The organism is Tolypothrix sp. PCC 7712 (genome assembly GCF_025860405.1).
GTDB lineage: Bacteria > Cyanobacteriota > Cyanobacteriia > Cyanobacteriales > Nostocaceae > Aulosira > Aulosira diplosiphon.
Genome location: NZ_CP063785.1, coordinates 6335552 through 6357417 on the forward strand (window position 1 = coordinate 6335552; position 21866 = coordinate 6357417).

Below are 21866 nucleotides of genomic sequence, written 5' to 3' on the forward strand. Positions count from 1 at the left end.
TTTAGCGGATGAACGAAAATCAACTTTTTCCAGTTGAATTTTCTTTTCAATACCCCCAGGGGAATTCGAATCCCCGTTACCTCCGTGAAAGGGAGGTGTCCTAGGCCTCTAGACGATGGGGGCGCATTAGGCGCTGTGGGCGCTTCGGACTCAGACCTTTTATAAATTAACTAATTTTTCAGATGCTGTCAACAGTTTTGGCAAAAAAATTTCTTTTAGTTAAGTTGGGGATTGGGGACTGGGGATTGGGGACTGGGGACTGGGGATTGGGGACTGGGGAGCAGAGGGGGCAGGGGAGAAATATCATTACCAATTACCTATGCCCCATGCCCTATGCCCAATCCCCCCTTCCCAATGCCCCTTTTTGGCAACCAATCAGAAATGGAGTAATATAAGAAACTAAGTATGAAAAAAAAATGGAATTTCTCAAGGGGAAAATGGTGCGATGTTGTACCCTTTAGAGGTAATATTTACTCTTCTTTACAAAAGATTTTGATATATATCTCTCAAAATCTACAACATGGAAGCATCTTTTGACATCACCTTACAGATGGTGACTGCGGTTTTTGCAGGTATTAGCGCCCAAGTGCTGGCTGCCTATCTTCGGCTGCCTAGCATTGTTTTGTTGCTGTTGTTGGGCATTTTTCTGGGGTCTGATGGGATTGGGCTGTTGCATCCCCATTTGCTAGGCACTGGGTTGGAAGTGATTGTGGCTCTAGCAACGGCAATAATTTTGTTTGAAGGGGGACTCAACCTAGATTTGCGCGAGTTGGGGAGAGTTTCAGTTAGCCTGCAATTGCTCGTTACCTTGGGAACGCTGGTCACGCTGCTGGGTGGTAGTATGGCAGCTCACTGGTTGGGTGAGTTTCCTTGGAGTATTGCCTTTCTCTACGCTTCGATTATCGTGGTGACAGGCCCAACGGTGATTAATCCCCTGCTAAAGCAAATTAATGTTGATCGCCAAGTCGCAACGCTTCTAGAAGGCGAAGGGGTATTAATTGACCCTGTGGGGGCTATTTTGGCTTTCGTGGTGCTGGATACGATTTTAAATGGCGATGTAGACCCCATTCATGCCATTACTGGGTTGCTGATGCGTCTGAGTATTGGGGGTGCAATTGGTGCAGCTGGTGGTTATTTGATGAGCTTGATTTTCAAACGCGCCAATTTTCTCTCCTTTGAACTGAAAAATTTGGTGGTGCTGGCGATACTTTGGGGGCTATTTACCTTAGCGCAAACCATCCGCAGTGAGTCGGGAGTCATGACTACGGTGGTGGCGGGTGCTGTATTTGCTAACTCATCAGTGCCAGAAGAAAGGTTTTTGCGACATTTCAAAGGTCAACTGACAATACTCAGCGTTTCTGTGCTGTTTATCTTACTCGCGGCTGACTTGTCTATTGCCAGTGTGTTTGCTTTGGGTTGGGGTAGTTTATTCACCGTTTTGGTACTGATGTTTGTTGTCAGACCAATTAATATTCTCTTGTGTACCTGGAATAGTGACCTCAATTGGCGGCAGAAATTGTTTTTAAGCTGGGTTGCACCAAGGGGAATTGTGGCAGCTTCCGTTGCTTCCTTATTTGCTATTTCTTTGACACAGAAGGGGATCAATGGTGGTGATGCTATTAAAGCCCTGGTTTTCTTGACAATTATCATGACAGTTGTCTGTCAAGGACTCACAGCCGGACAAATTGCTAAATGGCTGCAAATCACCTCAAAAGAAGCTACTGGGGCTGTAATTGTGGGCTGTAATCCTTTGAGTCTGTTAATTGCCCGCTTCTTCCAAGAACGGGGTGAGAATGTAGTGATGATTGATACAGACCCAGATTGCTTTGCCCAAGCAGAAGCCCAAAATTTGCGATTGATTGCTAGCAGTGCCCTAGATACTGCGGTTTTAGAAGAGGCAGGATTAGCCTCAATGGGTACTTTTTTAGCGATGACGAGTAATGGTGAGGTAAATTTTGTATTGGCACAACGGGCTGCTGAAGAGTTTAATCCGCCGCGTGTGTTAGCAGTATTTCCCCGCGATCCGCAAGCTAGTACTTCTGCCAGTAGTAAAGTGCATCAAGCTTTTGTTTCGGACTTGGCAATTAAAACTTGGAACGAATACTTAAATGATGGGCGGGTGAAGTTGGGAACAACTACACTTAATGAATTGGAATTTGCTAGTCAACAAGATCACATCCAAGAAAAGATTCGGACTGGAGTATTGATACCGTTGTTGGTAGAACGAGAGCAACGCTTACAGGTAATGCCAGTTAACCAAGAATGGGAAGTAGGCGATCGCATTATCTACCTTTTACATGACCCCAGACCAAATCTTTTAAAACGCTTATCTGGTGCAAGTCAATCTACTCCTCTAGCATTGGAGAAGTTACCAGAGGTGGAGGAAGTTCCCCTGGCAAAATTAGCTCAACTTTCTACTAGTGAAGCGTCTGGTGCTTGAAAAGCATCCTCAGCAGTTTCATCAGCAGAGATTTCTCGCTCTTGCCACAATAAAGCAGCTAAATGCACTATAGCCAGCAGTAGAGCGATGGGGGAAATAATATAGCTGTTTAAGGCGTAAAGGTGTTGCACAGTGATGGTACTAATTGCACCACCACCAGTGAGAATATCTCGCAACTCGCCACCAATCAAGGGAATGGCTTCGATGGTGCCTAGCTCAATACTAAAACGCCAGTATCCTTCCTGAGTCCAGTCTAGAAGCATAGCAGTCCAATCGAGAGCGATCGCACTTAAGGTAAACAAAATACCGCTAATCCACGCAGTTAGCCAACTCTTGCGGAATTGTCGCCCTAAAAACATCACGACCATTTGAATTAAGCCAACTCCAATCATGGCATTACCAGAGAGGTCATGGGTTTTGTGGAATAACCAACCGTAAGACACTACGGTATCAATCATTTTCAATGACCGATAAGCACCACCTGCGGTAGGTTCGTAATAGAAAGATAGTAAAACTCCAGTTGAGAGATGCATCACGCACAGTGTAAGCATCGCGACAGATAATATAGTCGCCAGTCGCCGCAAAATTCTATCTGACAAGGTGATTTGCATAGCTGACACCTCTTATGTAATAAAAATGTGTATTTTCATTACAGTTTAACTAAGAAAAATTAATTTATTTGTCTCTCTAGAGATATTTAAGCTAAATACTGTGCCCAAGTTTGTAAGATTTCTGGTGAGCCATACCAAATACCAGGGCTTCTCGGAGAATGTCTCACGCCTGCAAGCACAAGATTTTCAGCACCATCGAGATGGGCCGCTGCTATGGGTGTGATCCCATCTCCCCAAGTGTTACCTGTGCCACAGGTTAATTGATAACTGCTGTAAGCTAACCAACTACCAGGCCGCCTTTCTCCAAAAATAGTTTTACCCGCTACACAAACGTAACGAACATTTTGGTAAAAAGCTCCAGGGTAATTATTTTTGACAAAATCTAAATTCCAGCGTGTCCAACGCTCTTGGCTGATATGAGGTGTACCCAGGGTAATGAGCGTAGCAGTGAGTGGGTGAGCATTCCAGACAGAAGATTGGACTTCACCACGTCCCAAATAAGGCTTTTCTCCTAAATAAATTCGAGATAGCCAACCACCTGCTGAATGACCAATCAAATTGACTTGAGAAGCTTGATATTGCTGCAAAGTTTGTTTTACCGTGCGATCCAATATTTTCACAATTGGTGTCACAGATCTACCACCAAACAAGGCAATCCAGTCTCGCCGCCGTAATGGCACTGTCACTGTAGGAAAACCCAACTGCTGTAGAGATTGTTCTAGTTGGCGGTAGGCGATCGCACTTTCTAGATAGCCAGGTAAAATAACTGTAGGTAAAGCCATGAGTAATGATTGCAACAGTTACCAGATCTTAGCGAGCAACATCAGGATTTTTTCATGGTCGCGTCAGCAAGTGCCACTTTCCAGTAAAATGTTGAGTGATTGCACAAAAATTCAACTTCGCTGAAAAAAATGCCAATCTGGCTGTTTTAGTCCCAGGTTAGAAAGCTATGATTTTAAAAGGGACACATTTAAATATTTTGCTATAGAGCCGGAAGAAAAATTTAGAGCCTGAAAAATAATTTATTGATCTGCAACTGCAATTGAGCTGAGTGAACGAGAATAGTTATGTCTTACGTCTCCCTGTTAAAAAATCTACCGGAAATCTTAGGCCAACCAACTGGAATAGCAGCAATAGCTTCTGTTGGCATCCACGGTGCGATCGCCTTGATTGTGCCATTAGTACCTGTAGACTCCAATAAACCAAAAGAAACAGCATCATCAAAAACTGTTGGAGTCATGGAATTGAGCCAAGCTGACCAAAGTCGGCTACCGCAAATTCCAGGGCAAACACCCATTAATCCGCAATCTCCAGTTTTACTATCACAATCCCCAGTTACGCCGCTAAATCTGGATTCCCAATCGAGTTTACCACCTTTACCACCACCACCATCACCTAGCCAGTTTGTCATGCCACCGATCCCGTCATCGGCAGGTAATTACTCAATTGCGGCACTACCAAAAAGGCAGGCTGTACGCAATTATTCTCAAAGCAATTTCCGCTTTGATACCTCTGGTTTCAACGGCAATAACAAATTCGCTTCAGTTCCACGTTTTAATAACAGAGATATTACCTTAGGTGAAGCCAAGCCTTTACCTGTAAGCAGGTTGCCAGTATTACCAGAAGGTAGACTACCTGATGGCTTACCAAACTCGCCAGCACCGCTACCTGTAGACGGGAACCCAACTCCTATAGCTGATGTGGCAGCAAATCCTCAGCCTAGCAGTAATCCATCCCAATCTGGCGATAACCAACAGCTAATAGCTGCAGTTGGTAACACACCACAAGCTGGTGATAATTTACAAATATCTGAACAAGCCATACCCCAAGGGCAACTGGGATCTGTGCCCAATATATCTAATCAAGCACCTACACCTGGAACAGAACTAGCGATCGCGCAGATTAAATCTTACGAAACTCTCAGAGCCGCAGTTCAGAAACAATACCCAAATGCTGTAGAAAAAACTGTGATTCGTGACACAGTTACTACAGATAAATCTGACGTTCAAGGTGTTGTATTAGGGCGATTAGTAGTAGACCCTGATGGTAAAGTCTTAGATATTCAATTTGAAGGCCAGTCAGTCACCCCTGCTTTGCGCGTCGAAGCTATGGAGTACTTTAAGACACATCCACCAAAGGGAGATAAGCAAATTGCTCATTATCCCTTTAGCTTAGATTTTAAAAATAATAGCAACGCCGCTACAGGAGATAATCAAAAGCCTGCAACCGGATCTGCTGCTACTGTCAAACCTTTAAATCTGCCATTAGTTAATAACAATCAACCCACACCAGCAACAGGCACTACAGTTCAACCATTAAACCTGCCAGCTGTTAATAATAACCAACCCACATCTGCACCTGGTTCAGCTACTACAGTTAAACCATTAAACTTGCCAGATGTTAATAGCAATCAGCTCAAACCCATACCAGTAACCAATACCAAACCCTTAACACTGCCAACAGTTAACAACAACCAGCAGACACCTGCACCTGCAAGCATTGTTAAACCATCATCTAATTCATTAATTAATAAACTTCAGTCAGCACCAGGCGCTACTGTTAAACCATTAGCAGCACCAGCGCCTACACCAGCAACTATTGTTAAACCCTTAGCAGCACCAGTACCCACACCCGCAGCTACTACTCAACCTTTAGCAGCACCTGCTACTAACAGCAATCGGCCTACTGCTACTGTGGAATCTGGCAAAAAGCTAGTACAACAGTTGCGTGAATTGAGAGAAGAAAGAGAAACCTCTGATCAAGGCAAATAAAAAGTTAAGGGGTAAGGGAGAATGGGAAAAGGAAAAAACCTTTAATCCTTACCCTTTAACCTTTTCCCCAAATACAGCAGACGATTACCATCGCCAGCTTTCTGGGAATTGGAGACAAAAGCCAAAAATGAAAAACTCCACCCACAAGGGGATGGAGTTTTAGGGCATGGGGAATGGGGCATGGGGCATGGGTAAGAGTTCCCAATGCCCAATGACGGCAGTTGCTTTAAGCCGGGAAACCCGTCCAACGCACTGCCTCCCCAATGCCCCAAGTCGGCGGGCGGCTATCCCTCTCCACCCACAAGGGGATGGAGTTTCCCGCCGACTTCCAATGAATGTGGATTGTGAAGACGCTGTATCTAGCATCTTTACAATCCACATTTATTTGGGTTGAAAAAGAGGAAAATATTTGAATCTACCCTTTCCCCTTTGACCCTTTCACCATTACCCAATATTAAGGTGTAGCAGCAGATGAGGTACTTTGCCAACCTGTTTCCGCTTTCTGGAAGACGTAAGCAGCTACCTCTAAAATTTCTTGAGTGCTTAACTTGTTTTTAAAGGGAGGCATGGCATTTTTGCCATTCTGTACCTGGTGGATAATTGCTTGAATGGGGTCTTGGTCGTAATTTTCCAAATAACTTGATAATGCTTCTTTTTTCAAGGTTTTATGGCTAATTAAGATATTACCGCCCCCAATATGGCAAGAAGAACAATTAGCATCAAAGATTTTCGCGCCATCGGATGTTTCGGCAGCTAATGCTGGCAGAATGAATGTAAATCTAAATAATGCGATCGCCAACAGCAGGATAAATAAAAATATTCTCAAGAGATTCTCCTTGCAACAACCATTCGGCAACCTTAAAACTTTATCGAGTAAGTTTTCTATGGCTGCTTTCAGCCATAGAGATTACCAACTGATATGTGTACTCTACCTCATGAAGCGTTAGTTTCTGTAGCTGGTAAACTCTATGGGACAAATATGGATTTAATTATATATTTTTAAGATTTGGAGTTTAAGGGCTGCTCCCTTGTGAAAAATTCCAGTTCTCCACTTTGACAAGGTTTAATCAAAATTTAGCGGTGTCGAGCTGAGTAGATAGCACTCGACACCGCTATTGATATCTATATAAATTACTTCAAACTCAAAGTAAAGGAATGCCGATTCTGGGAAATATAACCTAATGTTCGCTTTACCTGAGTAGCCTGGTTACCCTAATATCATATTCAGTGCCTCTTGGATGCTCGCTTCTAGCCCTTTGGAATGCCATACCGTCAGCTTGTGCTTTTGAAGGAGCGTCGATTTCGTACCTTGTCGTCCCGCGTTGAAAGGTATTGTTTGCTAGATCAGCAAATTCTTTGATATCTACCAATACCTCGTATGTGTGATCCATTTCGGAACCTCCAAATGTGCATTCTACACGCTAATGGGGAACACTCTCAGTATATGAACATACAGAGGTACCAGAGAGCAAATTAATACAATTCTTGATTGAGTATTGATTGATTACTCACTAAAATTTAAGACTCATTAATTTATACAAATTAAGAAAAATATTGATAACACATCCATAATCTTTAAGGTTGCAAAGCTGTACACCCCCAATATGGTGAGGTTAAAAATTTTTCCTCATGATTTTGGGGTTGTAAAGACTCGATAAATCGCGTCTCTACAGGATTTAAACGTTAATCGATTTCTCTTATCGGAACAGTCTTGTGTCTACACCTATTTATGTCTTTGTTGGATTGTTTTTCAAACTGGTTTTACTTTTTCTGGAATTGGGAAATCTCATGCTGTAGTAATTCTTAGACAAGCCACTTATATGTAAACTTTATACCGAAAGCACGGGGATATACCCCAACTAGAACCCAGTCCTCAAGGCTGGGTTTTTGATGATCTCTTGTGATTGCTCAGTAGCAAAAAACCTAATGATAAATTCTCCGGAATGAGTAAATCTCATGTTGTAGTAATTCTCAGACAAGCAACTTATATGTAAACTTTATACCGAAAGCACGGGGATATACCCCAACTAGAACCCAGTCCTCAAGGCTGGGTTTTTGATGATCTCTTGTGATTGCTCAGTAATAAAAAACCCAGTGACAACTTCTCCGGAATGAGTAAATCTCATGTTGTAGTAATTCTCAGACAAGCAACTTATATGTAAACTTTATACCGAAAGCATGGGGATATACCCCAACTAGAACCCAGTCCTCAATGCTGGGTTTTTGATTATCTATTGTGATTGCTGAGTGATAAAAAACCCAGTGACAACTTCTCCGGAATGAGTAAATCTCATGTTGTAGTAATTCTCAGACAAGCAACTTATATGTAAACTTTATACCGAAAGCATGGGGATATACCCCAACTAGAACCCAGTCCTCAAGGCTGGGTTTTTGATTATCTCTTGTTATTGCTCAGTAATAAAAAATTCAGTGAAAACTTCTCCGGAATGAGTAAATCTCACGCTGTAGTAATTCTTAGACAAGCAACTTATATGTAAACTTTATACCGAAAGCATGGGGATATACCCCAACTAGAACCCAGTCCTCAAGGCTGGGTTTTTGATTATCTCTTGTTATTGCTCAGTAATAAAAAACCCCGGTGGCACTAACCGGGGTGAAAATGAGAAGTCCAAATAACTAACTGATACCGAATTCAAAAAATCTTAGCTAACACTCAAGCCTAGCAATACCAGAGTAGTAACAAGCAATGTAGCGAACACGCCTTGTATAACATATTTGCGCTGTTCCCAAATTGCAGGGTACTCAGCGTAGTACATCTGGGGTTCAGTTGCGTAGTTATTGAGAACGCCGTCTTCATTAACAGTTGTGTACATAGTTGTTTCTCTTAGTTGTTAACTTATGTAAATAAATCTAACAAATTTGTTACAAATAGTCAACACTGCTTGACAAATAATTGTAGATACTATCTATAAAATCAGCTTATCAATAAGGCAATGACAGGCGCAGCTACGCCTGTCATAGAAAGGAACAAGATTTTTGTGAGGTGTGATGTCTGTCTGAAAGGTTTCAAATTGGTATAACGAGCCAGGAAGCAACTTAACTGCTCAGAACTCAGCACTCAGCACTGTTCATTTAACTTCGCTGGCTTCAAACTTGGTAATCTTGCCTTTTTTGATAGCAACAACTACATCGTAGGTTGCACAATAAGCAATGGTGACATTATTGGCTTTGTTGTACAAGTTCACTACCATACCCGCACCACCTGGTTGTACTGCAATTGGCTCTAAGTCGCCAAAAAAGTAACGTCGCAAAGCGTCACCAGTACCAAACTGGCCCTTATTTTTGGCGAGGAATTCTATTTTTTGTTGAGCAGTTAACCCTGTAGCATCCTTTGCTTCTGCGGCTGAAGCTTGGACTAGTGAGGGATTAATAGCTTTGAGGGGAGCATCCCAAACTGTAAAACAACCGATTAAGGCAACACTTGTGAGCATGGTAGCGAGTTTCATTTTTGACTCCTAAACCTGGAATTTTCTGGAACAACCAAACTATCGCTGCTAGGGCTGAAGCTGAACTGAAACTCAACCATGATTTTGATGAATTTATCCCTTGAGAAATTTCAGTTAATTCTCAGCATTTTTTCAGAGAGTTATGGGATGTTAAACTCACAAGTAACTTACAGTATTTTTAAGCAAAGGCTGATTGTGTACAGTGGTGTTATTGTGACTAGAGTAAAAAGACGAAATCTTTTGCACCAAAGAATTCCAGGGAAAATATATCTCTGGTTAGCAATTCTCATCTTTGGTGCATCTAGTGCAATTACTCGTAAGCTCACAGAAATTGGTGCCCATAATTTGATAGGCGATCGCAATCCTATCTCACTGTGTAATGTTTTATTTGTTGGTAACCTTTGCGCTTTGATAGTCTTGATCGCTATCTACTGGCGACAGTGGAATAAAACAACTTTGCAGCAGCTATCGAAAACAGATTGGTTCAGTCTCACCGTTGTGGCTATTTTATCAGGAGCGCTGGCCCCTGGCTTAATTTTCCAAGCTCTAGCAATTACAGGAGTTAACAATGTAATTTTGATTGGGCGCTTGGAACCCCCGTTAACGCTAGCTTTATCAGTGTGGTTGTTGCGAGAACGGGTAAATAAATGGGAAATTATTGGTGCGATCGCAGCATTTGTTGGCGTTAGCCTCACGATTCTCCTTCAGCCTCCCAGTGTCCCCATGATGAGTATGGGGGTTTTTAATTTAGGATTAGGGGAAGTATTGGCAGCAATTGGATCTATCGCTGTAGCCGTTTCTACAATTATTGGTAAAAAATATCTCTCTCAAATACCGTTAGGAATTTATAGTATCTTTCGCACTGCTTTAGGAACTGTCATCTTTTTCCTCGTAGCTTTAACACTTTATGGTAAAGAGCATTTTATCGATGTGTTCTCACCATTTCTGTGGCAATGGATGTTAGTTTATGGTGCCGTTATTGTAGTGCTAGGCCAGTCATTTTGGCTCAAAGGTTTAAGAGATTCTACAGTATCTACAGCATCTTTAATCGGCTCATTTACACCAATTGTAGGTATCGTTGCTGCTTTTTTGATATTAAATGAAGCCCCAACAATGGCTCAATATATTGGTGGTAGCTTGATTTTAATAGGGATATTTCTGAGCCAAATTGGTAATTTGCGTCATAGTTCTCGCAGATTTGCTTCTAGAAAATTGAGTTCTACTCCAGCAGAACAAGAAGTAGAAACCCACATGGGATTTAAAGGAATATAATATTTTTTAATTCAGTAGTTAACGCTCTGCCTGGAAAATAGTGTTGACTGTTGAGCAGGCAAAAAGATTTTCACGCCTTCATGGTTGATTTATTATATAAATGTCTAGAGGGAAAATGAGCCTATAGGGCATTGAGTATTGGTATTTGTCAAAGCTCCCCTCAGGTATTTTGTTGTGTTTGTATGGTTTACTTGTATAGCAGTAGTAAATCATTTGTGAGAAACTACAAATGATCAAAGGTTAATGACTGACTAGACAAAACATTTCAAGATCAAAAATGGGAACTAGTAATTACCATATCTTGTCTGAGACAAGTATCTATCTCGCAGCCAATATAAATACACAAGCGTGTTGAAGCTAAATTTTTTTAATTTATTAAGATTGCTGTTCGTGAAATTAATATAAAACAAGGCTTTGGCTGTATGCCCACCTTAGAAGAGTGGTACCAACAGAATAAAGATGATGAAACGTAAATTTTGGAAAAGTTATCTGTTTGCTCTTTTAGTATGCCTACCTTTTGGGGCTGTCAGCACGAGCAAAATTTTCGCAGTAGAGCCAGTTTATCAAGTAGCGCAAGTAACAAATAGTTATAACCAATATATGAGGTTGGGCTACACAGAAACTAAGCGCAGAAACTATCGCAGAGCTTTGGGATATTTTCAGCAAGCAGCGCAACTACGTCCCGGAGATATATATGCTACTACGGCAATTAGAAATGTCACGGGATATATTCAAGGTCGCAAGACTTTGATTAGCTTCGTTCCGGGAAAACCTAGTAGATTAGGTTCAGGAGGAACAAGGGGAGCTTGCTTTCAGCATGGAGAAGTGGTGATTCCTTTAATACCAAGCGATAGAGACACTCAATACACCACACAAGAGCGTCCCACATTCTTCTTCTATATTCCTAAAGCTTCCAGAACAGTTAGAGAACTAGAATTTGTATTGCGGGAGGACGAGAATCTCGATCCTTTATATAAGGAGAATTTCAAAGCTTTTGATCAAGCTGGAATTGTTGGGATTACCCTCAAAGCTAATCAACCGCCTTTGAAACCTGGCAAAGAATATACTTGGGCCTTTTCGATGATTTGCGATCCCAATAGCCGCGATCGCGATTCTTATCAAGAAGGTAAAATCCAAGTTATGCAAGATGAGAACATTGCTGCACAGGTAAAAGAAACACCAACACCTCTAGATCGTGCAGTGCTCTATGCAACAGCTGGATTTTGGGAAAACGCCCTCAGTATTTTGGCTGATTTACGCCGCCAGAGTCCAAATGACCCGAAAATAAAGCAATATTGGTCAGATTTATTGAAATCCGTGAAGCTCGACGCAGTAGCAGATCAGCCTTTATTACCGCCTTGCTGCACTACTCAGCAGGGAACAATGGGTAATGGAGGAGTAGAGGGGACAAGGTGAGAAGGGGACTGGGGATTGGGGACTGGGGGATGAGGGGGATAAGGGGGATGAGGGAGATGAGGGAGATGAGGGGGACAAGGAGAAATCTCTATTACCCATTACCCATTACCCATTACCCATTACCCATTACCCATTACCCATTACCCATTACCCATTACCCATTACCCATTACCCCTTACCCCTTACCCATTACCTATTCCCTAAACCATAACCTCGCCATTTGCCTTGGGAGATGAGTAAAATATTGGATAATTTTTATCCAAAAAAATACTTAAATTTCCGCATTTATTTGTATCAATCAGGGGAAACTCCCAGGGCAATACTGATATGGTTCCAGCTCCTCGCCAACAATTATGGCAATTGAGGTTACTAAATTTATTAGCAATCTGTGGTGTATTTATCGCATGGATGGGTTCTGCACGCGCTCAAATTATCCCGGATGGGACATTAGGTGCAGAAAGTGCAACCCTTAAACCAAATGCTACAGTTCAGGGTTTACCTGCAACCTTGATTGAAGGTGGAGCAACTAGAGGTGTCAATTTATTTCAGAGTTTTTTGCAATTTAATGTTGGCGATAGTCAAAGAATATACTTTGCCAATCCTGCAGGTATTGAGAACATTTGGACTCGTGTCACAGGTAGCGATCGCTCCAACATATTTGGTACTTTGGGCGTAGATGGTAGAGCAAATCTGTTTTTACTCAATCCCAATGGTATTATTTTTGGGCCGAATGCTCGCTTAGATGTGGCGGGTTCTTTTCTGGCGACAACAGCCAATAGCTTTATCTTTGACAACGGCTTGAAGTTCAGCGCTACAAATCCAGAAGCCGCGCCACTACTGACTGTGAGCATTCGTCCAGGATTGCAATTTGGTGCGAATCAGTCTGCAAGTATTAGCAACACTGGTAATTTAACTACAGGGCAAGATTTAAGCTTGATTGCTGGTAATCTCGACTTACAAGGTAGGCTACAAGCAGGTAAAGATTTAACAATACAAGCACAAGATACTGTCAAACTGCGAGATACGGCGGTTAATCCTTTAATTGTGGCTGCGAGTGGAAATTTACTAGTACAAGGTAATCAGAATATTGATATTTTTGCCTTGAATCACCCTGATAGTGGCTTATTTGCTGCTGATGATTTGTTGCTGCGGAGTGCAAATACTGTGGGAGGGGATGCTCATTATTGGAGTGGGGGGAATTTTCGGATTGAGAAATTAGATAGTAGTCTAGGTAAGCTTTCCAGCCCTCAAGATCCGATTATCCGCGCTAGTGGAGATGTCAGTTTTGAGAGTTATGAAGGAGCATCCTTGCATATTTTTGCAGGAGGTTCCGTGAATATTGGCAGTATTTTGATTACAGGTGCAGACACAACCGCTCCCAAAAACTCTATTACAGAAGATGTGCCACTGTCAGAGACTTTGCCTGATGATACAAATTATGTCTATATTCAAGGCGCATCTGAACCAACATTAGATATTCGTGCTGGAACTACAGCTTTTGGTTTTCCTGGAATGATACCAGAACCAATTATAGGGCTAATTGGTCAAGTTAAAACTCATGCGCCTAGTACCAGTGCAGATATCAATATCGATAGCATTAGTAATGTCAATAAAACAGAAGTAGGAGAACCGATAAAAGGGCAAATTCTGTTAACTAATCAGTATTCACCTAATGAACTACCAGGAAATATTACCACAGGCCCAATTGATACTTTTGGTAATGTTACCATCGATTCTCGAGGTCATATCACAACTAATGGAACAATTGATATTTCTCGTGGCTGGGATAGTGGTAATAGTATTAATCTGATTAGTAATGGCAACATTATTACTAATGGAGATTTACTTTCTGATTTACTTGAGGATGTCGATGGCAATGGCGGGAATATTAGCCTAATAAGTAAAAATGGTTATATTGATACAACATTAGCAGATATCGTATCTGAAACTCATAATGGATTCGCTGGTGATGTAAATATTAAAGCACTAGGCGATATCTACCTTGGTAATATAACAGCTGCTAGCAATTCTGATGATGATACAAAATTTAGTAGTATCAGCATTAAATCTACTGATGGTTCTGTCTATTTAAATCAATCTAACTTAGATACTAGCAACAATGGCAATGGCTATGCAGGAGATGTAGCAATTACTGCCCGGCAGGAAGTTAAAATTGAAAATAATAGTAATATTGATAGTATTGGTGATTCTGGTATTATATATATTGGTAAATCAGAATATGCTAATTTCTCTCCTCATAATATTATAATTAATAACTCTCAAATAAATAGTGATAATCGCAATTTACAAGGTCAGTCTGGAGAGATAAATATTGAATCTCTTAATAATATTTTGATTACAGATAGCAAGATAGTAAGTGGTGCTACTGGTATAGATAGTACAGCTAATGCTAGCAGTATTTCAATTAAAAGTATTAGTTCTGTTTATTTAAGTGGCACCGAAGTATTTAATGATGTAATAACAGGTGGTACAGGAAATTCCGGGAAGTTCAGCATTGAGTCAGGATTAATATCTCTAGATAAAACTACTGTGCAATCTGGTAACAACGGCTCTGGAAAATCTGGAGATATAGATATTCATGGGAGTGAATCTATATCTTTGAATTCCGCTAAACTATTCACTGATAATAACGGGTCTGGAGTAGCAGGGTATATTAACCTGATTGCTGCTAACAATGTTGCTATTGATAATAGTAAGATTACTAGCGAAAGTAATTACAATAGCGATGCTGACCTATACTCTTCTATTAATATAGAAGCCACAGAAGGGTCAGTTTTTTTGAACCAGTCTAAGATAAGTACCACCAATTTTAGTTTAGGTTATGCAGGAGATATTAGTATTAATGCTCGTGATGATATTTCTATTGTCCAAAATTCTGCTGGGAGCGAGGAAGATAGCCAATATCGAGGCATATTTAGTAATGGTAATTTAGGAAATATTTATATTGGATGGATACCAAATAGCTCACTGATTCCGCAAAAAATAACTATAGACCAATCTTTTTTGAGTACTAGTAACAAAGTAGATAGCGATAATCAAGCAGCAATCTTTGCTAAAGATACAGGTGAGATCAGGATTCAGTCTCTGGGAGATGTAGTTTTTACTAGTAGTAATTTAGAAACTGTAACGAATGGTTCTGGTGCAGGTGGTAGCATTTATGTAGATGCTAAATCTGTATCTCTTGCTGATCAAAGTTCTCTATTAGCTAATACCCTAGGAACAGGAAAAGCAGGAAGTATCAATGTGAGAGCAGCAGGTGGTTCCCTCTCACTGTCTGAAAGTAGTATTAACACTGGTAGCAACGATTTAACTTTAAGTTCCTCTCACCAAAGTCAAGAAGGGGAGGGTGGTGGTGGTGATATTAATATTAGCGCTGCTAATTTGTTGCTCACAAAAAATGCTTATTTAAATGCTAGCACTTTTGGCTCAGGAAATAGTGGTAATTTCTCAATTGTAGTTGATAAAAATATTGATTTTACTAATAGTTCTATCTTAAATGCTAGAACTTATGGTACAGGACATGCTGGTAATATCAACATTAAAACTCAATATTTTAATTTTAATGAGGAATCGCTGATTCAGGCGGAAACTTTTGGTAGTGGTAATGCTGGGAATTTAGATATAACTGCTCAGTTTTTATCTTTTAGTAACACATCCAGAATTGATGCTCAAACTTTTGGTAGTGGTAATGCTGGGAATATTAATATTAACACTCAGTCTCTTGCCTTAACTGAGGGTTCAAGAATTAATGCTGACACTCGTTCTAGTGGTAAAGGTGGCAACATTAATATTAATCCTTGGAATGAACAAAACCAGGCTGCATCTTCTGTAAATATATCAGGATATGCACTGATAAATAAATTTTCCAGTGGATTATTTGTAAATACTGAAAGTACAGAAACTAATGCTGGTAATGGGGGCAATATTACTATTCATACTGGCAGATTAAGTATTAGCGATGGTGGAGTTTTAAGCGCCCCTTCTAAAAGTAGCGGTAACGGGGGAGATATCAAAGTTAATGTCAATAATCTGGAAATCACAGGCGGCGGACAAATTCTCACCAATGCCTATAGAAGTGGAGCAGCAGGTAATATCAAAATTAATGCCACAAATTATATTACCATTGCTGGTCAAGATTTTACATATCAGGAACGACTGAATCAACTGATAGCAGTCATCAGCAATATTAAAGATAATTATAATTTTGTACTGCCTGATAATGAGCAAGAAGCTAAACGCATTCTTGGTTCAATTAATCAATATAGTGGACTATTTGCCAATACAGAATCTGACTCTACAGGTCAAGGCGGTACAATCAACATTGACCCTGAGCAAGTGACAATTAAAGATAGTGGGAGAATTTCTGTAAATAGTCAAGGTTCAGGAGTAGCGGGTAGTATTAGTATTACAGCCGATCGCTTAACTCTTGATACCCAAGCACAGATTACGGCTGATACAAACAGCGGTCAAGGCGGTAGCATTACCCTCAACTTACAAGATTTACTGCTATTTCGCCGTCAAAGTTTTATTTCAACTACCGCAGGTAGACAAGGTGCGGGTGGTGATGGCGGTGCGATCGCAATTAAACTCAATTCTAATAACGGCTTTATTGTCTCTCCATCTTCGGAAAATAATGATATTGCGGCAAATGCTTTCTCTGGTAGCGGTGGTACTATCGAAATCGACGCTAAAGGCGTGATTGGATTAGCAACCCTCACCCGACAAGAACTTGAGCAGAAGTTAGGAACCACAGATCCGGAAAAACTTGACTCACAATATCTGCAAACTAACGATATTACAGCGATTTCCCAAACTGACCCACAGTTAAACGGTGTCATCAGTATCAGTTCTCCAGATATTGACCCCAGCAAAGGAATTGTGTCTCTACCCACCAACGCCAGCGATCCTTCTCAGCAAATTGCTCAAAATTGTGGTGCTGGAGATGAAAAAACAGCTGGTCAATTTACTGATGTCGGACGTGGTGGTTTACCCCCAAAACCTGACGAATTACTTAGCGCTAATACTGTTTGGGAAGATATTCGCCTTACGGCTAATAGCTTGCATACAGGAGGTTCCAGCTATAGTACAGGTGTCAATCCACCACAGCAAAAAGCTGTATTAGTTATGCCCGCTACTGGGTGGGTATTTAACGATAAAGGTGATGTGACCCTAGTTTCTCAGACACCCAAAACTGCGGCTTCTTGGTTAAATTCTTCTAGCTGTGCGGTGAAGAAGTGAAATATGATTTTTTCACGCAGAGACGCAAAGACGCAAAGAGTAGAGTGTAAAAGATGTAGAATTGCTCTGACTGGAAATTATAAAATGCGATCGCTAAGAGCAGTGTTCTGTGATGAATCAAATTAACCTCTGGACTTCTGCTGACCATGCTTTGAGATATCTATCTCAAGCAGATGCAATACCCCATCGTACTGAGGGTGAAGCAGTTTTGTTAGAACAAGTTCCTAAGACTGTGAAGCGTATTCTTGATTTAGGGACTGGAGATGGTCGCTTATTAGCATTACTGAAAATCGACCGTCCCCAGGCGCAGAGTGTTGCGGTTGATTTTTCTGCAACGATGTTAGAAGCGGTCAAAAATCGGTTTGCTGGGGATACAACAGTACAGGTAATATCCCATAACTTAGATTATCCCTTGCCAGAATTAGGTTATTTTGATGCCATAGTTTCCAGCTTTGCCATTCACCATGTAACTCACGATCGCAAACGTTCTCTATATACAGAAATTTTTCAGATATTGGAACCTGGCGGGATTTTCTGCAATTTAGAACATGTTGCCTCACCCACGCAAGCATTGCACGAACATTTTTTACACTCCATCGGTTTCACTGTAGAAACTGAAGACCCATCAAATAAACTTTTAGACGTAGAAACTCAACTAAATTGGCTGCGAAATCTCGGATTTACAGATGTAGATTGCTACTGGAAATGGCTAGAACTCGCCCTATTGATTGGCAAAAAACCGCAATCAATTTAAATTTTGAGTGTACGATGTGAAATTATAAGCGCGATAAAAAAGCGATCGCTATGGTTGTCACAACAGCGAAGTGGACAATAGATGAGTACCATCGCATGATTGCAGCTGGTATCTTAGATGATCGGCGTGTGGAACTATTAAAGGGAGAGATTATAGAGATGTCACCGGAAGGCGAACCCCATGCTTATTTCAGTACCGAAGCTGGGGAATATCTCTCTCGGATATTGGGGGAACGCGCTACAATTCGTCCAGCTAAACCAATTACGCTTTTGAATAACTCTGAACCTGAACCAGATATTGCGATCGTGCAACGTTTAGGACGAGAATATGTCAATCATCATCCTTACCCAGAAAATATTTTTTGGCTAATTGAATACTCCGATTCCACTTTAGAAAAAGATTTGGAAATTAAAAGCAAAGTCTACGCCGAAGCTGAAATTCCTGAATACTGGGTAGTTAACCTCAGAAAAAGACAGCTAATAGTCTTTCGAGATCCTCAAGATGGAGAGTACGCTTCCAAGTCCACATTAACAGGCGGGACGATTTATCCAATAGCATTTCCAGATATAGCTGTTGCAGTAGATTGTATTGTTAGCACTTAATATCAATTCCCGTTCTGTAAAATGTAGGGTGTGTTGTCGCATAGCGCAACGCACCACCAACAATTCAAAGTAGGTTTTTAATTTTGAATTGATATATAGTGCTTCCCATATTCGTGAAGTACAGGAATAAAAAATTAACCGCAGATGGAAGAGGATAAACGCAGATAAACGCAGATAACTTTTTATGGTATTCTTACATCCGCTTACAGATTTTATTGACTCTCATTATGCAGCCGATAACGCATCAGCCGAATATTACTATGAAGGATATTGTCCGCAAAGTGGAAATTTGCTGAGACTACCTCGCACCCCTTTAATAGAAGCGATCGCTCACGGTTTAATGCAACAATTAGCCAGCGATGAGCGCTATTCTCTAGAAGGAAAAATGTATGGTGTGTTGCTGGTTGAACTCCCAACTGGCGAACAGCGAGTAATTAAGGCTTTCTCTGGATTGCTGCATAGTTGCAGTGTAGTTGAGGGTTGGGTTCCGCCAATTCCAGGGAGAGAAGAAGTAGCTGTAGATGAAGCTAGAACCTTGGCGCAATTGGAAGCTATTAAACAAGAACTGATGACTTTACAGCAAATTCCCCAAAGACAGCAATATGAAAGCTTATCTCGCGAGTTTGCACAACAGTTACAAGCTATGAACGATCGCCACCGCGATCGCAAACATCAACGCCAAGAAAAACGCCAGCTAATCTGCGAAACGCTGACAGGCGCAGCACTCGCTATCGCTTTAGAAGAACTGGACGAAGAAAGCCGTCAGCAGGGAATTGAGCGAAAATTACTCAAACGCCAGCAAAATGAAGTTTTACAGCCGCTAAAGCAGAGAATTACAGCCGCAGATACGCGAATACAGGAATTAAAACAACAGCGTCAGCAACTTTCCCGTCAATTGCAAGCACAGATGCACGCAGCTTACACCTTAATCAATTTTTATGGAAAATCGCGATCGCTACAACAATTAATGCCCACAGGATTACCCACAGGTACAGGTGACTGTTGCGCGCCTAAGTTATTGCAATATGCAGCCATGCATCGTCTTAAACCCTTAGCAATGGCAGAATTTTGGTGGGGTTGTGCGTCAACTGATGGCGAAAAAATTCCCGGAAAATTTTACCCAGCTTGTACAGAACGCTGTCAACCTTTGATGGGGTTTTTGCTGTCAGGATTTCCAGAAATAGGGGAAAAGCTAGCGATTATTTACGAAGATGAATGGTTAATTGCTCTTAACAAACCCGCCGGATTATTATCAGTTCCCGGACGTTATCTTGATACCCAAGACAGCGTTCTTAGTCGATTGCGAAATATATTACCTGATGGAATGTCACTCAACGCCGTACATCGACTGGATCGAGACACTTCTGGTATTTTATTGCTAGCACGCGATCAAAAAACTTATCGCCAACTCAGCATCCAATTTCAGCAACAGCAAATTCACAAGATTTATGAAGCCTTACTTTCTGAAATTGTGAATATTGACGCAGGTGTAATTGAATTACCACTGTGGGGAAATCCCAATCATCGTCCTTATCAACAAGTTAATTGGGAATATGGTAAACCCAGCATTACCCATTTTCAAGTAATAGCTAGAGAGGGAAAATATACTCGCATTGAATTTAAACCGCTAACAGGACGCACTCATCAATTAAGAGTTCATGCTGCTGATATTCAAGGACTTGGTAAGCCAATTTTAGGAGATCCGCTTTATGGGTTGAGTACAGATTTTAGTCGTTTATATCTCCATGCGCGAGAAATTTACTTTCAACATCCGCAGTTAAAAGAAACTCTGCATTTAAAGACGGAAATGCCGTTTTAATTCGTAATTCGTAATTCGTAATTTAGAAAATATTATGGAATCTATTAATCAGTAAATGTAGGGTGTGTTGTCGCGCAGCGCAACGCACCAATGGACGATGAAAGGCTCAAGGTGCGTTAGCCTACGGCATAACACACCCTACCTTGAATTTATATTTATTTATATACATTGAATTTTCGCGCTCTGCCAATTTCCTTAATTTTGCATAAAATATGACTCAGAAAATAGAAACGGAAAAATCAAGGATAGCAATTATGATTTTGGCTGCGGGTGCATCTACCCGGATGGGAACACCAAAACAGCTTTTATTGTATCAAGGACGTAGCTTGGTGCAATACATTACAGAAATTGCGATCGCTTCAGTTTGTGAACCTGTAGTTGTAGTGCTTGGGGCTAATGCAGAACAAATTCGTCCTCAAATTCATGAACTCCCCGTTACTATTGTTGAGAATTTAGATTGGGCTATGGGTATGGGTAGTTCTATTAAAGCTGGGATGGATTTCTTGCATAGTCTGAATCAAAAAATTACAGGCGTAGTGATTGTACTTTGCGATCAACCATTTCTCTCTCCAGAAATTATTAATCAACTGGTTGATGCATACCATGCAACACAAAAACAAATCATTGCTTGCGAATATGCAGAAACATTAGGCGTACCTGCTTTATTTAGTCACAATTTTTTTGCAGAACTCGCCAATTTACCAGGTAATTCCGGTGCAAAAAAAGTGATTCAGAATAATCTTAATCAAGTATTCTCTATTCCTTTTAACTTAGGCAATATCGATATTGATACACCCAGCGATTATGAAAAATTAAGTAATAGGGATAGGGGACTGGGGACTGGGGATGAGGTAGATGAGGAGGCAGGGGGAGAATAAATTACCAATGCCCAATGCCCAATGCCCCATGCCCTAAATTACACAACACATCGTCCCTTCTGGAGCCAGTGTTAACCCTATATTATAATCTTCAATTGCTTTTTCTTGATTACCTAATTCTTGATAGGTTTGACTGCGGCAAAAATAAAAGAAAGCTTTATCTGGATTAATAAATATAGCTTGTGTGTAATCTTCAATTGCACCGAGGCGATCGCCTAATTTCTGTTTGCGAAAATTACCTCTGGCTGTATATAATTCGGCGCTGTTGGGATGAATACAAAGAGCTATATTAAAATCCGCGATCGCTCCTTCTACATCTCCCTGGGAAAAATGATTGTAGGCTTGCTGAACATATAAGCTGACGGCTTTTGATTGTAAAGGCATTTCTACCTGCAATGGTGGAATTACCTCTGGTTGATTAAATGTTTGAGCGTTGTTATCCATTGGGCAGAAAATAAAAATAATATAAAATTTTTCCGACTTTACCTGTTTTTAGCGTACCCACAATTATTCTGTCTGTAACTAATGACAACTCCCAAAAAGGAGAAAATTAGTCTGTCTAGAAGCACCTTAAGTA

At 40.8% G+C, this 21866-nt stretch carries 18 protein-coding genes and 1 tRNA gene; 11 read left to right on the plus strand and 8 right to left on the minus strand.

Going from position 1 to position 21866, the window contains the following annotated elements; translation table 11 throughout:
• Positions 1–50: 50 nt before the first annotated feature.
• Positions 51–123: transfer RNA gene (locus HGR01_RS25965), tRNA-Glu, on the minus strand.
• A 397-nt stretch (positions 124–520) separates the two neighbouring features.
• Here HGR01_RS25965 and HGR01_RS25970 point away from each other — a divergent pair.
• Positions 521–2440 carry a cation:proton antiporter gene (locus tag HGR01_RS25970; RefSeq protein WP_045871216.1) on the plus strand — a complete coding sequence of 640 codons (1920 nt, stop codon included), beginning with the start codon at positions 521–523 and terminating at the stop codon, positions 2438–2440.
• Here the strand turns inward: HGR01_RS25970 and HGR01_RS25975 are convergent.
• The gene (locus HGR01_RS25975; protein WP_045871215.1) at positions 2407–3051 is read right to left on the minus strand and encodes a cytochrome b N-terminal domain-containing protein; all 645 of its coding nucleotides are present in this window, start codon (positions 3049–3051) and stop codon (positions 2407–2409) included. The genes HGR01_RS25970 and HGR01_RS25975 overlap by 34 nt on opposite strands.
• A gap of 86 nt (positions 3052–3137) precedes the next feature.
• Entirely contained in the window at positions 3138–3833 is a 696-nt protein-coding gene (locus HGR01_RS25980) for an esterase/lipase family protein (RefSeq protein ID WP_045871214.1), read from the minus strand.
• Positions 3834–4118: 285 nt separating this feature from the next.
• Between HGR01_RS25980 and HGR01_RS25985 the strand changes: the two genes are divergently transcribed.
• Positions 4119–5822, plus strand: a complete 1704-nt coding sequence (locus HGR01_RS25985; protein WP_045871213.1) for a hypothetical protein — start codon at positions 4119–4121, stop codon at positions 5820–5822.
• Positions 5823–5988: 166 nt separating this feature from the next.
• The gene (locus tag HGR01_RS25990; protein ID WP_155539326.1) at positions 5989–6216 is read left to right on the plus strand and encodes a hypothetical protein; all 228 of its coding nucleotides are present in this window, start codon (positions 5989–5991) and stop codon (positions 6214–6216) included.
• Between the two features lie 60 nt (positions 6217–6276).
• On the opposite strand, the gene petJ is transcribed toward HGR01_RS25990, so the two are convergent.
• From petJ to HGR01_RS26010, 4 genes are all read right to left on the minus strand, one after another.
• Positions 6277–6648 carry a cytochrome c6 PetJ gene (gene petJ, locus HGR01_RS25995; protein ID WP_045871212.1) on the minus strand — a complete coding sequence of 124 codons (372 nt, stop codon included), beginning with the start codon at positions 6646–6648 and terminating at the stop codon, positions 6277–6279.
• A gap of 364 nt (positions 6649–7012) precedes the next feature.
• The gene (locus HGR01_RS26000; RefSeq protein ID WP_045871211.1) at positions 7013–7213 is read right to left on the minus strand and encodes a hypothetical protein; all 201 of its coding nucleotides are present in this window, start codon (positions 7211–7213) and stop codon (positions 7013–7015) included.
• A 1272-nt stretch (positions 7214–8485) separates the two neighbouring features.
• Entirely contained in the window at positions 8486–8656 is a 171-nt protein-coding gene (gene psb34, locus HGR01_RS26005; RefSeq protein WP_045871210.1) for a photosystem II assembly protein Psb34, read from the minus strand.
• Between the two features lie 255 nt (positions 8657–8911).
• Positions 8912–9289, minus strand: a complete 378-nt coding sequence (locus HGR01_RS26010) for a hypothetical protein (protein WP_045871209.1) — start codon at positions 9287–9289, stop codon at positions 8912–8914.
• A 213-nt stretch (positions 9290–9502) separates the two neighbouring features.
• Here HGR01_RS26010 and HGR01_RS26015 point away from each other — a divergent pair, with 213 nt between their 5' ends.
• From HGR01_RS26015 to HGR01_RS26050, 8 genes are all read left to right on the plus strand, one after another.
• Complete coding sequence (locus HGR01_RS26015) at positions 9503–10561, plus strand: DMT family transporter (RefSeq protein WP_045871369.1); 1059 nt, start codon at positions 9503–9505, stop codon at positions 10559–10561.
• A 459-nt stretch (positions 10562–11020) separates the two neighbouring features.
• Positions 11021–11977 carry a DUF928 domain-containing protein gene (locus HGR01_RS26020; protein WP_081584038.1) on the plus strand — a complete coding sequence of 319 codons (957 nt, stop codon included), beginning with the start codon at positions 11021–11023 and terminating at the stop codon, positions 11975–11977.
• A gap of 65 nt (positions 11978–12042) precedes the next feature.
• On the plus strand, positions 12043–12213 hold the full coding sequence (locus tag HGR01_RS26025; RefSeq protein ID WP_168160985.1) for a hypothetical protein: 171 nt from the start codon (positions 12043–12045) through the stop codon (positions 12211–12213).
• Between the two features lie 91 nt (positions 12214–12304).
• Entirely contained in the window at positions 12305–17236 is a 4932-nt protein-coding gene (locus tag HGR01_RS26030) for a filamentous hemagglutinin N-terminal domain-containing protein (RefSeq protein WP_052335233.1), read from the plus strand.
• A gap of 112 nt (positions 17237–17348) precedes the next feature.
• A complete protein-coding gene (locus tag HGR01_RS26035) occupies positions 17349–17990 on the plus strand; it encodes a class I SAM-dependent methyltransferase (RefSeq protein ID WP_045871207.1) in 642 nt (213 codons plus the stop codon).
• 50 nt (positions 17991–18040) lie between these two features.
• The gene (locus HGR01_RS26040; protein WP_045871206.1) at positions 18041–18592 is read left to right on the plus strand and encodes a Uma2 family endonuclease; all 552 of its coding nucleotides are present in this window, start codon (positions 18041–18043) and stop codon (positions 18590–18592) included.
• Positions 18593–18776: 184 nt separating this feature from the next.
• Complete coding sequence (locus tag HGR01_RS26045) at positions 18777–20411, plus strand: RluA family pseudouridine synthase (RefSeq protein WP_045871205.1); 1635 nt, start codon at positions 18777–18779, stop codon at positions 20409–20411.
• 212 nt (positions 20412–20623) lie between these two features.
• A complete protein-coding gene (locus HGR01_RS26050; protein ID WP_045871204.1) occupies positions 20624–21289 on the plus strand; it encodes an NTP transferase domain-containing protein in 666 nt (221 codons plus the stop codon).
• Between the two features lie 33 nt (positions 21290–21322).
• Here HGR01_RS26050 and HGR01_RS26055 read toward each other — a convergent pair whose 3' ends face one another.
• Positions 21323–21733, minus strand: coding sequence for a tetratricopeptide repeat protein (locus HGR01_RS26055; protein ID WP_052335232.1), 411 nt, complete (start codon positions 21731–21733; stop codon positions 21323–21325).
• Positions 21734–21866: the final 133 nt, after the last annotated feature.